Origin of the sequence: Pseudoduganella sp. R-31 (genome assembly GCF_049913235.1) — a bacterium.
GTDB lineage: Bacteria > Pseudomonadota > Gammaproteobacteria > Burkholderiales > Burkholderiaceae_D > Rugamonas.
The window spans coordinates 5,665,869-5,679,561 of record NZ_CP183986.1; the positions used below are offsets into that span (position 1 = coordinate 5,665,869).

The following is a 13,693-nucleotide window of genomic DNA, read 5'->3' on the forward strand; positions in this document are numbered from 1 at the left end:
CTTAGCAATGACGGTACGCGACTTCAAAGCCTCGGACTTCCCTGCAGTCTGTCGCATCTATCTTGAAGCAAAGCGGGAAGAACTGAAGTTCGAGTCCCGCCCTTTTAACGTCACCCCACTTAATCAGGACGAAGCTCTCCTGGCGGCATTTGACGAATCCGATGTCATCGTGTTCGACGATGGCACAGTACGTGGGTTCGCGGCGACTTTTGCCGGCCAATTGAGGGCTCTGTTTGTTGATGGTGAGGTGCGAGGCAGAGGTATCGGGCAGTCACTGCTTGATGCCGTGCTGGCAAGAGGAACGGAAGGTATTTCCCTGAACGTCGCAAAATCGAATGTGGATGCCTTGCGATTTTATGCTCGGAATGGTTTTTCGAATGTTGGTGAAACTGTGAGGCATTACGCCGGCTATGAAATCATGTACCTCAAAATGCAGCTTGCTCCCAAGCTTGGGGAGGTCATCGCATAACCTGCAAAAACTTGTATCTTGTTGCCAGGCGCAAGGACGTTATTGGCAGGATGGCGTCAAGCTAAAACGAACGCGGCAACCATTGTCATAACCATTGCGCTACCGACCAGCGCTGTCTCCAATAGTCGCATTTTTGGCCGAGGCTTTTCCGTTCTGAAGTAGTCTATCAAGCCCAGTAAACTGCCGACCACAGAAAATGCTCCACCAGTCACAACGCAAAGGGCAAGCAAGGCGGCCATGCCAGTGCCGCAAACGAAGTTACCATTGTTTGCTTGCTCTCTGGCCCATTGCGAGAAAACCCAGTTATGATACGCGAAGTAAACCGCTGGCATTATGGACGCTGCACCGAGCATCAACGACCAAAATCGCAGGGATTTGATCGGTCTTAGCATTTGCATTGAAGTAAACCCGAATTCTTACTCTCGTTTTGAACTTGGTCGAGTGCTTCTGGCCGGTCACTGCAGAGTGAAATTATTTTCAAGAGGGTCAATTTAAGCAGCACCATCCGTCTTGCTGGAAGGCGTCTTCCCCTCCGCCTCCGCAGCTTCGACATGAAGGCGGAGCGCGCGCAGGCCGACCCGCTGGATGCAGGCAAGCGGCCGCTGGGGCCTCGGCCGCGCTTCCTTATCTCTTGTTGCGCCGTACATCATCAGCTGAATCTTCTCGATCTCGGTGAGCGAAAATGGTAAAGGCGCTTCCGACGCCTCGAAGAAGTTGATCCCAATGTGGATTGGAACCGAAGTACGTGGTGGCGAGTTGGCGGAGTAGACCAGCGTGATCGGCTCCACTTTCGGTGCTGAGTTCGAAGTGGATTCTATCCACAGCTTGGCGCGGCAAACCTTAGTGTAGTTTATTCCACCCTCAGTCCTGTCCGGGAGCTTCTCGTGGTCAGTCAGCCTCACCTTGATCTCGCTTCTAAGCTCCCTGAAGTTGCTCTTTCTTAGGTAAGCGCCAAGGCCAATTTTCTGCCACCCTTCCGGCATCCGCGCGTAAAGCCGGGGCAAGAGCCACATGACGTCGTGGTCAACCGCGAGGAACGGCTGGTAGGCGTCAATCATCGCCTGGTGCCGGGGCGGCACAGGAATAGCCGCAGGAAACGCCTTCTGCGACGCGCTTTGCACTGCCTTCTGCAATGCGCGTTGCGATACATCGTCGAAAGCCCTTGATACTATCGTGTAAACGTGTGCCTCCATCTCGTCCTCCGCGCGCCCACTGTCGCAGTCTGGAACGCCAGAACACCCACTCAGGAAAAGCAGGCATGACAAAACGGAGGCAATTACTCGTAACATCGCTGAATTGATTTTTTTACAATCCGGTAGTTTGCCGCAAACTGCGCGCTTCTGGCAAGCCGGACCCAAGCCGGCCTTACGGCGAGAGCAGGATTGTGGAGTTTTTGCCGTTGGTGCGAACGACGCCGTCCTTCACGGTATAGGCGACGCCGGCGTAGGCATCTTTTACTTTGGTGCCGTCTGCAAATACGCTGCCGACCGCGATATCCACTGGCTGGCCGGTCTTCACATCCAGCGCCACGACTACCTTGTCCTCGCCACGTACGCGGCTGAAGGTGTACGGCAGGTCCGCCAGCTTCTTATGCTCGCCGGCGCCGACCGCAGGATGCGCCTGGCGGAATTTCCCCAGCTTTGCCCAGTGCGTCCTCACTTTGGCATTTGTTTTCAAGTCGCCCCAATTCATGAAGGAGCGCAGCTTCGCATCGCCCTTCGCTTCGGCCACGTCAAGTCGCCGTGAGATTTCGTCGCCGTAGTAGATCTGTGCGGCGCCGGGGGCAAGCAGCAGCTTGTTGGCTGTCTCGAACGGCTTCTGGCGCGCCGGGTCGAAGGGATTGCCGTCGTCGTGCGAATCCATATAGTTCATGACCGAATGCCCTTTCAGCGGACCCGCGAGTTGCGTCGCGTATTTGCTGAACAGGGATTCGTAGTCGCCCTTCGCGTCATGCACCATGCCGAAGTTGATCAGGCCATCAAAGCCATTGGCGAAGTAATTGGCTTTCTCGCCGCCGCCCATATCGAAGTCCTGTCCATGGACGATGTTGTAGTTGTAGACCTCCGCCAGCATGTAGAAGCGGCCATCGCCCAGCACTTTCCTGGGGTTCAGGCTTTTCCATTCGTCGTGCGCGGCCAGGGCGACCTTGCGCAGCTCGGCCCATACCGCAGGTTCAACGTGCTTGGCCGTATCCGCGCGGAAGCCGTCAACGCCGTACTTGCGAACCCAGTCCGCGTGCCATTTCATCAGGTAGTAGCGCGGGGCGCGTGGATAGCCGGTGCGGGTAAAGAAGCCATCGAGCTCTTTCACTTCGCGTTCGTAGCGGCCTTCGGCTTTCCACTTGGCTGCCAGCGCTGGCGGAAGTTCCACCGGCGCATCGCTCTCGGTGCGGAAGTCTGGCAGGTTCTTTACCAACGTGCAGCTTACGGTGGACGGCACGTCCTTGTACTGGCATTGCGGCTCGGTGCGTACCCAGCCTTCGGGCCAGACAGGATCGGCCTCCGTCACTGGGCCCGTGTGGTTCATCACCACGTCCAGCAGCACGCGAATGCCGCGTGCATGGGCGGCTTCAACGAAATCGCGGAAGTCTTTTTCCGTGCCAAGGTTGGCGTCCATCGCAGTAAAGTCGCGCGCCCAATAGCCGTGGAAGCCGAAGGACTTGCCGGTTCCTTCGTCCGTGCCGGCGTGGATTTGCTCGACTGGCGGGGTGGTCCAGATCACGTCCACTCCCAGGTCGTCGAAATAGCCGGACTTGATCTTTGCCGTCAGCCCCTTGAAATCGCCGCCCATGAAGCCGCGCAGTGGTGCAGCGTCTGCCTTGCGGCCGTAGGCCAGGTCGTTTGCCTTGTCGCCATTGGCGAAACGGTCGGTCACCAGGAAGTAGACAGTCGCATTCTCCCAAAGGAAGGGCTTGGGCGGCGCCGCGGATGCGCTGTTGGCGCCAGCGGCAAGTAGCAAGGACAATGCGAGGGATGAAAGTTTCATTCAGCTTTTCCTATGTAATGACTGTTGGATTACTGCGGCCTGTGTGCATGGCGATGCTCGCCACGCTGTCTGCGATTGCAATCAGCCCTGCGAGGGCTTGCTGCGTTGGGATATGGTGCTGCTCCGGATCGGCCTCGTAGCGTTCCAGGTAGACGCGCAAGGTGGCGCCCTCGGTGCCAGTACCGGACAGGCGGTACACAATGCGCGAGCCGTCCGTCATCATGATGCGGACGCCCTGCTGGCTGGCGTGCGAGCCGTCCACCGGGTCGGTATATTCGAAATCGTCGGCGGCCTGCACTTCGTAATGGTTCAACTTCTGCCCCGGCAAGTTGGGCAGCTTGATGCGCAAGTCCTGCATCAGCAGCTGCGCCGCATCGCTTGCGATGGCTTCGTAATCGTGGCGCGAGTAGTAATGGCGGCCAAAGCGCTGCCAATGCGCCGTGACGATGTCCTGCACCGAGCCGCCGCGCACGGCCAGCAGGTTCAGCCAGAACAGCACGGCCCACAGGCCGTCCTTTTCGCGGATGTGGCGCGAACCGGTGCCGTAGCTCTCTTCGCCGCACAAGGTAGCCTTGCCGGCGTCGAGCAGCGTGCCGAAGTACTTCCACCCGGTTGGCGTCTCATAGCAAGGCACGCCAAGTTCCGCAGCCACCCTGTCGGCGGCACGCGAGGTGGGCATGGAACGGGCAATGCCGGCGATACCGTCTGCATAGCCTGGCGCAACGGTCGCATTCGCAGCCAATACGGCCAGGCTGTCCGAAGGTGTGACGACGAAATCGCGGCCGACGATCATGTTGCGGTCGGCGTCGCCGTCGGAGGCGGCACCAAAGTCCGGCGCGGCGTTGGCGCACATGATGTCGATCAGTTCTTCGGCGTTCACCGGATTGGGATCGGGATGCAAGCCGCCAAAGTCCGCCAGCGGCGTGCCATTGATCACCGTGCCCTCCGGTGCGCCCAGCATTCCCTCCAGGATGGCGTGGGCGTAAGGGCCGGAAACGGCATTCATGGCGTCGAACCGCATGGTAAAGCCGCCGGCAAACAGGCGGCGAATGGCGGCGAAGTCGAACAGCTTCGCCATCAGCTCCGCATAGTCGGCGACGGGGTCGATGACTTCGACCGCCATGGCTTCGACGGGCGCGCGCGCGCCGGGTGGATCGATGTCGATATCGGGTGCATCGCTGATGCGGTATTGCGCCAGCGCCAGCGTGCGTTCGTAGATTGCTTCGGTCAATGCTTCCGGCGCGGGGCCGCCGTTGGCGGCGTTGTACTTGATGCCGAAATCGCCGTCCGGGCCGCCAGGATTATGGCTGGCCGACAGGATGATGCCGCCCAGTGCACCGTACTTGCGGATCACGCAGCTTGCAGCGGGCGTGGACAGGATGCCGCCCTGCCCGAGCAACACGCGTGCAAAGCCGTGCGCGGCGGCCATCTTCAGGATGACCTGGATTGCTTCACGGTTGTGGAAACGGCCATCGCCGCCAAGCACCAGGGTCTTGCCGGCGGCTGAGCCGAGCGTGTCGAACACGCACTGCACGAAATTTTCAAGATAGTGAGGCTGCTGGAAAACTGCGACTTTCTTGCGCAGCCCCGAAGTCCCCGGGCGTTGCCCGGGGATAGGAGTAGTTGTCACCGTCTGGATTGCCATATTCGCTCCTCCTGGATGAGAGGATAGTTTTACCGCGAATGGCGCGATCGGTGCGCGCCGCTGGATGGCTTTAAGCTTCCTTCTTGGCCGAGTCGCTGACGATCAGGCAAACGATGCCGCCGATCGCCATCGAGACGCCGCCCAGCACCAGCACATTCACCGAGTGGCCGTTGAACAGGTGCTTGATGACAGGGCCCAGAACCAGGTTGGCGACAATCTGCGGCAGCACCACGAAATAGTTGAACACGCCCATGAAGTAACCCATGCGCTTGGCCGGCAGCGCGCCAGCCAGGATCGCGTACGGCATGGTCAGGATGCTGGCCCATGCAATACCCACGCCGATCATCGGCAGCATCAGCATATTCTTGTCATGGATGAAGGCGATGCTGATCAGGCTCAGGCCACCAATCACGAGGCAAAGCATGTGCACCACTTTGCGGCTGGTGACGTGTGCCAGCTTAGGCAGCAGGAAAGCCACCAGCGCGGACACGCCGCCGTAGATCGCGAACAGGTTGCCGACCCAGTTGCCCGCCTCCTGGAAGATGGCCGACTTGCCATCGGTGGTGCCGAACACGTTTTCAGCAACTGCCGGGGTAGTGAAGACCCACATGCCCATCAGCGCAAACCAGGTGAAGAACTGCACCAGAGCCAATTGCACCATGGTTTTCGGCATGTGCACGAAGCCGCCAAACACTTCCTTCAGTGAGAACAGGAAGCCGCGGCGCTGCGCCTTCTCCATGCGGAACTTCTCGACATCTTCCGGAGGCAGTTCGTCGGCGGTCAACACGGTCCATAGCACCGACAGGAAGTATGCAGTACCGCCAGCATAGAACGAGTAGCGCACGGAGTCGGGGATCGCGCCGTTGACCACTTCATTGCTGACGTGAAGGAAATTGGTGAAGATCATTGGCAGCAGTGAAGCAATCACGCCGCCCAGGCCAATGAAGAAAGTCTGCATCGCAAAACCGGCGGTCTGCTGCGATTCATCCAGCTTGTCGCCGACGAAGGCGCGGAATGGCTCCATCGAGATATTGATCGATGCATCCATCAGCCACAGCACGAGGATCGCCATCCACAGTGCGCTCGAATTCGGCATCAGGAACAGTGCAATGCTCGCCAACAGGGCGCCGACAAAGAAGAAAGGACGACGGCGTCCCCACTTCGCGTGCCAGGTGTTGTCGCTCAGGTAGCCGATGATCGGCTGCACCAGCAGGCCGGTGACCGGAGCAGCAAGCCAGAACAGCGGCAGTTCGTCCGGGGTCGCGCCCAGGGTCGAGAAAATGCGGCTGGTATTGGTGTTCTGCAGTGCGAAACCGAACTGGATGCCGAAGAAGCCGAAGCTCATGTTCCACAACTGCCAAAAGGTCAGCCGCGGCTTGCTGATGATGGAATGCATTTGCATCACTGTCCCCGAGTAATTTTGTAGCAAAATAACATGGCGAATTCAGGCTGTCAATCTACAGACAGCCCGCAAATTCGCCATTTTTCGACGCTTTTGTAGTCAGGCTACAAAACAACAGACAGTTTTGCCTTCATTGCACTACCTGCCGGCAGCGCCAGTCGCAGGGTGTGGCTGCGGGCATCCCAGCGGGCCTCGACAGCCTTGCCATCCAGCTTCACGCTGCGCGGACGGCTCGCTATATTGTGGACCTTGAGCGCGTAGACGCGGCTGACCGGCTGCCATGCTTTGCCCACTTCGGTCTCAATGCCGATTTCGAAACCGTTTGCCGATGCAGCGCCGGCAAAGTGAGCGATTTCGTACTGTCCCTGTTCGTAGGCATTGGCGGTCGCGCCGTCGTCGTCGTACAGCTTGCCGCTGGAGGCGCCGGCTGTGGCGTGGTAGTAGTAATTCAACTCGATCTGCTTCGTGTTGTAGTCGCGCGTGGTCTGCACCACCTTAGCCAGCGGCACGAATGCGCCGGCGCGCACGAATACCGGGATATGTTCGGCGGCCACCGGCACCACCTCGTTGATGCCACCCTTGTGCGCGGCATCGCTATGGAAGTCGAACCAGATCCCGGCCGATGCCGGGAAATTGACTTCCTTGCATTGCGCTCCGGGCTCGGTAACAGGCGCCACCAGGAAGTCCCGGCCCCACAGGTAGGTCGATGCCACGGCGTTGTCGCCGCCCTCGAACATGATCGGGCGCATCAGCGGCAGGCCGGTCTGGCTGTTGTCGAAGGCTGCACTGTAGTTATAAGGCAGCATGGCGTAACGCAGGCGGATCGCCTCTCGCGCCAGCGACTTGGTGCGATCGGTGCGGAATACCGGTTCGGCCGGAACTTCCTCCTGCGCGTGCGGGCGGAAGACCGGCTGGAATACGCCATACTGCAGCCAGCGCACATACAGTTCTTCGTCCAGCATCGGCGAGGCAAAGCCGCCCAGGTCGGAGTGCATATAGGCCAGGCCCTGCATGCCCATCTGCAGCGCGATTTCCATCTGCGACTGCAGGCCGCCCCAGCTACGCTGCACGTCGCCCGACCATGGGATCATGCCGAAACGCTGCGAGCCCGAGTAACCGGAGCGCATCAGGATGAAGGGGCGCTCCTTCGGGAAGTCTTTCTTGTAGCCTTCCGCGATCAGGCGCGCCCAGTCGTGGCCGTAGATGTTGTGGACCTGGTCCGCGCCGAGTTGGCCATGACTGCCGTGGCGCAGCGCGGATGGGTGCACTTCCGGCTCGCCGAGGTCGCCCCACCAGCCGGCAACGCCGCCCTCTTTCAGCCCCTTGTAGATATTCCAGAACCAGTCGCGCCCTTCCGGGCGGTACAGGTCGACCAGGCCGGTATTACCGAAGTAGAAGTCGTATTTATATGGCTCCCCCTGCGTATCCGTGGCCAGCACGCGGCGCTCGACCGCCTCTTGCCAACGGGTGGAAGTGGTCAGCACAAATGGTTCGGTAATAACGACGGTCTTCACGCCCTTTGCCGCCAGGTCGGCCATCATGCCTTTCGGATTGGGGAAGCTCTCCTTGTCCCAGGCCAGGTTGCCCATGGTGCCTTTGACGGTCTTGCCGAACCAGTACAGGTCCAGCACCACCGCATCGACCGGGATCTTGTCGGAGATGAACTTATCGACCACGGCGCGCGTCTCCGCCTCCGTATGGTAGCCGAAGCGGCTGGCGAAGTTGCCGAAGGCCCAGCGCGGCGGCAAGGGCTGGCGGCCGGTCAGGCTGGTGTAGTTGGCGACTACGTCTTCCCATTGCTCGCCGGCGATCACCTGGTAAGTCTTGCGGCCGCCAATGGTTTCGTAGGACAGCGTACCGTCTTTCCTGCTATCGAAATCCAGGTAACCAATCTGCGGGTTATCGAAGTGGATGGCGTACTTCTTCGAGGACAGCGCCATCGGAATAGTGAAATTCAGCAGCTGCGAGCGCGCTTCATAGCCGTAGTGGGCACGGTTGTACAACTGGAAGCGGTTGCCGCGGCGGTTCATGCCTGTAGCTCGTGCGCCGGCGCCATACAGGGCTTCATCGCCGTCCAGCGCAAATTCGATCGCTTCCAGGCCGCCTTCGCGGCGATACCCGCGCTTCTCGGCGACCAGCGGCTGGCCTTTATACAAGTAGCTGATGCGGAACGGCTGCTTTTCCACGCGCACCGTGATGCCCGGCGTGGCGAATTCCAGTGCGCCGCCTTCGTCGCGCAGCGTGCTGGCCACAACGGCAGGCGGCAGCACTACCGCGTGCGACACCGCGTCCGCCACTTCCCCCTTTGGAACAAAGGTGGTCTCCACAACAGCCGCGGAGTAAGGCTTGATGATGTATTTGCCATCGTTTGTGCCGATTTCCAGGACATTGCCGCTTTTCGCGGCAGATAAGAAATGGCGATCCGCGTTCTGCGCCATGGCAGCCTGGCTAATAAGGGCCAATATTGCAAATTTAATTAGTTTCATGGGGTGATATATTAGCGGGCAGTTTTATCTGAGAGGAGAATGAATTGAATAAAACGACTATGAAAAAACCGATGGTCCTGGCCCTCGGCCTGGCCCTGGCAGCGGGCTTCGCCCACGCCGCGCCAGCCGCAAAAAAAGCCAAAGGCACTCCTGCCGAAGCGAAGAAGTTCATCGCGCAGACTGAAGAGAAATTCGACAAGCTGGGCAACGATGCCAACAAGGCCGCCTGGGTTGCGCAGAACTTCATTACCGACGATACCGAAGCGCTGACCGCCTACTTCGGCGAACAGCAACTGGACGCGTCCGGCCAGGCTGCCCTGGAAGCGCGCCGCTTTAACGGCGTCAAGCTGGCGGACGACGAAGCGCGCAAGATCAAGTTGCTGCAACTGACCCTGATGCTGCCGGATCCGAAGGAGCGCCAGGCTTACGCCGACGCCAACGCCAAGCTGAATGGCGCGTACGGCAAGGCCAAGTACTGCCCGACCCCGGACAACTGCAAGGCCCTGGGCGAACTGGAAAAGACCTTGGCCACCAGCCGCGATCCTAAAGTCCTGCTGGACGCCTGGAACGGCTGGCACATGCAATCGCCTTCCTACAAGAAGCTGTACACCGACTACGTTGAACTGTCCAACAAGGGCGCGCGCGAAATGGGCTATGCCGACACCGGCGCCCTGTGGCGCTCGGGCTACGACATGAAGCCGGAGGAATTCTCGGCCGAGATGGAACGCATCTGGCAGCAAGTGAAGCCGCTGTACGATTCGCTGCACACCTACGCCCGCTACAAGCTGCGCGAAACCTACGGTCCGGACCAGGTTCCGCTGACCGGCCCAATCCCGGCCCACCTGTTCGGCAATATGTGGAGCCAGAGCTGGGAAAACATCTACCCGCTGCTGATGCCTGCCTCCGGCGCCTCCAAGTTCGACCTGACCAATGTGCTGGAAGAGAAAAAGACCAGCGCCAAGGAAATGGTCCAATACGGCGAGCGCTTCTACACCTCGCTGGGCATGCCCAAGCTGCCGGAATCGTTCTACCAGCGCTCCCTGCTGGAAAAACCGCGCGACCGCGACGTGGTGTGCCACGCTTCGGCATGGCAGCTTGACGGCAAGGACGACGTGCGCATCAAGATGTGCATCCGCCCGACCGAAGAAGAATTCGCCGTCATCCACCATGAGCTGGGACATATCTATTACGACCTGGCGTACAAGAACCAGTCGAACTTGTTCCGCACCGGCGCCAACGACGGCTTCCACGAAGCGATCGGCGACACCATTGCACTGTCCATCACCCCGAGCTACCTGAAGAAGGTCGGCCTGATGAACGAAAACCCGGACCCGAACGCCGACATCGGCGTGCTGCTGAAGCGCGCCCTGGCCAAGGTTGCCTTCCTGCCGTTCGGCTACTCGGTCGACAAATGGCGCTGGGACGTCTACAGCGGCAAGACCAAGCCTGCGGACTACGACAAGAGCTGGTGGCAGCTGCGCGAGCAGTACATGGGCGTGAAGCGCCCGCTGCCGATGCTGGCTGACGGCTTCGACGCCGGCGCCAAGTACCACGTTGCAGCCGACGTGCCTTACGCCCGCTACTTCCTGGCCCACCTGCTGCAATTCCAGTTCCATCGCGCCCTGTGCAAGGAAGCCGGCTACACCGGCCCGCTCCACCAGTGCTCGATCTACGGCAGCGAAAAAGCCGGCAAGAAGCTGTGGAGCATGCTGGAGATGGGTACCTCCAAGCCATGGCCTGAAGCGCTGAAAGCAGCTACCGGCGAAGACCGCATCGACGGCCAGGCCCTGCTCGACTACTTCGCCCCGCTGAAAGTCTGGCTGGACGAGCAGAACAAGCAATTGGCCGCCAAGGCCAAGTAATACAAAAACGGGGGCCTCGGCCCCCGTTTTTTCTACCCCTGGATGCTTAGAACTTGTAGTTCGCGCCCAGCAGGATGGTGCGGCCATACTTCTGGTATTCCAGTTGCTGGTTGCGGTTGCCGTTGTAGGTCTCGTAGGCCTCGTTACGCAGGTTGTTCACCTGCAGCACCAGTCCCATGCCCTTGAACATGCCTTCGTTGAAGCTGTAGCCGATCTGGAAGTCGAGAATGTTCTCGCCAACCACATAGCGCAGCGAACGCTCGCCGGCGAAGTTGCCGATCTCACCCACGAAGTCCGAACGCTTGCGCTGGCTCAGGCGAGTCTCGAAGCCGGCCTTCTCGTAATACACGGTCAGGTTGCTGGTGTGCTTCGACAGGCCTGGCAGCATGATGGTCTGGCCCAGGTTGGCGCTAGGCTCCTTGATGGTGATCGCACTGTCGTTGTACGAGTAGCTGCCGCTCACACCGAAGCCGTCCAGTACCGGGGTCACCATGTTCAGCGGCAGGGAAGCAGTCAGCTCCAGGCCTTTCATGTTGCCGCCCTTGCCATTGTACGGAGCGGTGTAGTTGCCGAACGGGGTAATCGCGTTGGTGCCAGGGATCTGCTGCGAGAAGTCGTGGGTACGGGTCTCGGTAAAGATGTAGGTATCCAGCTTCTTGTAGAAGAATGCCAGTGCTGCGTAGGCTTTCTTGCCGAAGTATTTTTCATACGACAGGTCGAAGGCCTTGGCGCGCCACGGATCCAGCTGGGCGTTGCCGCCGCTGCCGCCTGGTTTGAAGTCGTTGGTGCCGACGTTGAAGTCCAACGCGGAACGCAACTGGTCAACACGTGGGCGGGCGATCTGCTTGGCCAGGGCCATGCGCACGGTATGGTCGTTCGGCAGTTGGAACGCCAGGTTCAGGCTTGGCAGCACGTCGGTATAGGTCTTGCCGTCGTGGACCGGCTTGACTTCCTGGCCGGCAGGTGCTGTGCCGTCCCAGTACTTGGAGTCGGACGACTGGTCGGTGCGCTGCACTTGCACGCCGACGTTACCGCGCAGACTGACATTGCCCAGTTCGTGCTCGATGTTGGCCTTGGCAAAGGTCGTGGTGATCTTCTCATTCACGGTCCAAGCCTTGGCGATCAGGTAGCTCTTGTCTTCGGTCGGTGCAAAGGTCATGTACTTGGCCACGACGCCCGGTACGTTCCATGCAGGGATGGTGCCCGTTCCGGCAAAGCCCAGGTCGACCGAGTTGTACATCAGGTCCGACGAAATGGTCGAAGGCGCACCTGCCAGGTTAATGCTTGCTTCCGGCTGGTGCTTCTCCTTGCTGCGGTCAGAGTAGTGCACGCCGATATCGAAGCTCGAGAAGTACTTCTCGAGGGCGCCGGACGATTGGATGTTGGCTGCCAGCTTGAAGCCGTTCAGCTCGTCTTCCACGTGCGGGGTCTTGCCGTAGCCGGAACCGTAGATGGTGTTACGCACGTACAGGTTGGCCGGGTTGCTGTAGTCGAGGCCCGGTTTCAGAGTCGGGAAACCGCCGGTGCCCAGCGACAGGGCGACGGAATCCAGGAATGGATTGCCGGCCGCGTTACTGATCTGCAGGTTGTTTTCCAAGCTCAGTTCATCGCGCTTGGCGGTCGAGCGGCTCAGGTCAGCCACCAGGGACCAGCCATCCATCTTCCATTCGTTGTTCCAGCCGATGGCGCGGATATCGTCCTTGCGCTTGGTGTACATGCCGCGCACCAGCGGATACGCATTGTTTGCGGTGCCGGTGGCGAACGAACCATTGTTGGTGGTGACGCCCGTAAACGACATAGGCGTGGTGGTGCCATTGTAGCCGCTGATGTTTACTTCGAACTGATTGGCAGTGTCTTCGTGCTTGAAGCGCGAAGCATACACGTCGATCATCGAAGTGAAGTTCTTGTTTGGACGGTATTGCAACACGCCCATCAGGCCATCGCGCTTGTTGTAGCCGCTGCGTGCCAGGGACTTGAGGCCGTCGGTGACGTTGGTACCGGCAGGCACGCCTGGACGGGACTCTTTCTTCCACGGCTCGTACAGGCCGGTTTCCTGCGCCAGCACTGGGGAGTCCAGGTGCGCGAAGCCGATCGCCACGCCAATGGTGCGGTTGGCAAACTGGTCGATATAGCTTGCACTGAAGCGGCCGCCACGCGAGTTGGTGTCAGCGATGCTGCCCATCGAATTCTTTTCCATGCGGGCGTTCATGGACACGGTACGGCCGCCAAAGGCCAGCGGACGCACGGTCTGCAGGTCCAGGGTGCCGGACAGGCCCTGGCCAATCATGCCTGCATCAGGAGTCTTGTAAATGGTCACGCCGCTGATCAGCTCAGACGGGTACTGGTCGAATTCCACGCTGCGATTGTCGCCGGTGGACACTTGCTCGCGGCCGTTCAGCAGGGTGGTAGCAAAGTCCGGGGACAAGCCGCGAACCGCGATGTTTTGCGCACGGCCGGCAACGCGCTGGGCGGCCAGGCCTGGCAGGCGGGCGATGGATTCGGCGATGGAGGTATCAGGCAGCTTGCCGATGTCTTCGGCGGAGATGGCCTCGACGATGGACGTCGCGTTTTTCTTGACGGAGATCGCGTCCTCAATACCGCGGCGAATGCCGGACACGGTCACAGTTTGCATCGGCGCGTCAGCTGCCTGGCCGGCGGCGGTGGCGGTCTGTGCGTACGCAGAGCCCGCGAAGGCGGATACAAATACAGCACACCCAGCCGCAACCGGACTCAGTCGGAAAGCGGTATTGCCTCGCTTGTTGGCGAAGATAGTCATCAAAGTCCCCTCACTCATTAAACATTCTTTCCCGCAACCTACACAGACCGGTTTATTTCGACTACACG

At 59.9% G+C, this 13,693-nt stretch carries 8 protein-coding genes; 2 read left to right on the forward strand and 6 right to left on the reverse strand.

Features of this window, described 5'->3' with window-relative positions:
• Window positions 1–7: 7 nt before the first annotated feature.
• On the forward strand, window positions 8–469 hold the full coding sequence (locus ACN9MY_RS25850; RefSeq protein WP_426319066.1) for a GNAT family N-acetyltransferase: 462 nt from the start codon (window positions 8–10) through the stop codon (window positions 467–469).
• Window positions 470–960: 491 nt separating this feature from the next.
• Here ACN9MY_RS25850 and ACN9MY_RS25855 read toward each other — a convergent pair whose 3' ends face one another.
• From ACN9MY_RS25855 to ACN9MY_RS25875, 5 genes are all read right to left on the reverse strand, one after another.
• Window positions 961–1,662 (reverse strand): hypothetical protein, encoded by a 702-nt coding sequence (locus ACN9MY_RS25855; protein ID WP_426319067.1) that lies wholly within the window; start codon window positions 1,660–1,662, stop codon window positions 961–963.
• 172 nt (window positions 1,663–1,834) lie between these two features.
• Window positions 1,835–3,454 carry an alpha-amylase family glycosyl hydrolase gene (locus ACN9MY_RS25860; protein ID WP_426164185.1) on the reverse strand — a complete coding sequence of 540 codons (1,620 nt, stop codon included), beginning with the start codon at window positions 3,452–3,454 and terminating at the stop codon, window positions 1,835–1,837.
• Window positions 3,455–3,464: 10 nt separating this feature from the next.
• A complete protein-coding gene (locus ACN9MY_RS25865) occupies window positions 3,465–5,099 on the reverse strand; it encodes an alpha-D-glucose phosphate-specific phosphoglucomutase (RefSeq protein WP_426336338.1) in 1,635 nt (544 codons plus the stop codon).
• 70 nt (window positions 5,100–5,169) lie between these two features.
• Window positions 5,170–6,501, reverse strand: a complete 1,332-nt coding sequence (locus ACN9MY_RS25870; protein ID WP_426164189.1) for an MFS transporter — start codon at window positions 6,499–6,501, stop codon at window positions 5,170–5,172.
• Between the two features lie 104 nt (window positions 6,502–6,605).
• On the reverse strand, window positions 6,606–8,939 hold the full coding sequence (locus ACN9MY_RS25875) for a TIM-barrel domain-containing protein (RefSeq protein ID WP_426336339.1): 2,334 nt from the start codon (window positions 8,937–8,939) through the stop codon (window positions 6,606–6,608).
• A gap of 92 nt (window positions 8,940–9,031) precedes the next feature.
• On the opposite strand from ACN9MY_RS25875, the gene ACN9MY_RS25880 reads away from it, so the two are divergent.
• Window positions 9,032–10,849, forward strand: a complete 1,818-nt coding sequence (locus ACN9MY_RS25880) for a M2 family metallopeptidase (protein WP_426164193.1) — start codon at window positions 9,032–9,034, stop codon at window positions 10,847–10,849.
• A gap of 46 nt (window positions 10,850–10,895) precedes the next feature.
• Here ACN9MY_RS25880 and ACN9MY_RS25885 read toward each other — a convergent pair whose 3' ends face one another.
• Complete coding sequence (locus ACN9MY_RS25885; protein WP_426336340.1) at window positions 10,896–13,625, reverse strand: TonB-dependent receptor; 2,730 nt, start codon at window positions 13,623–13,625, stop codon at window positions 10,896–10,898.
• Window positions 13,626–13,693: the final 68 nt, after the last annotated feature.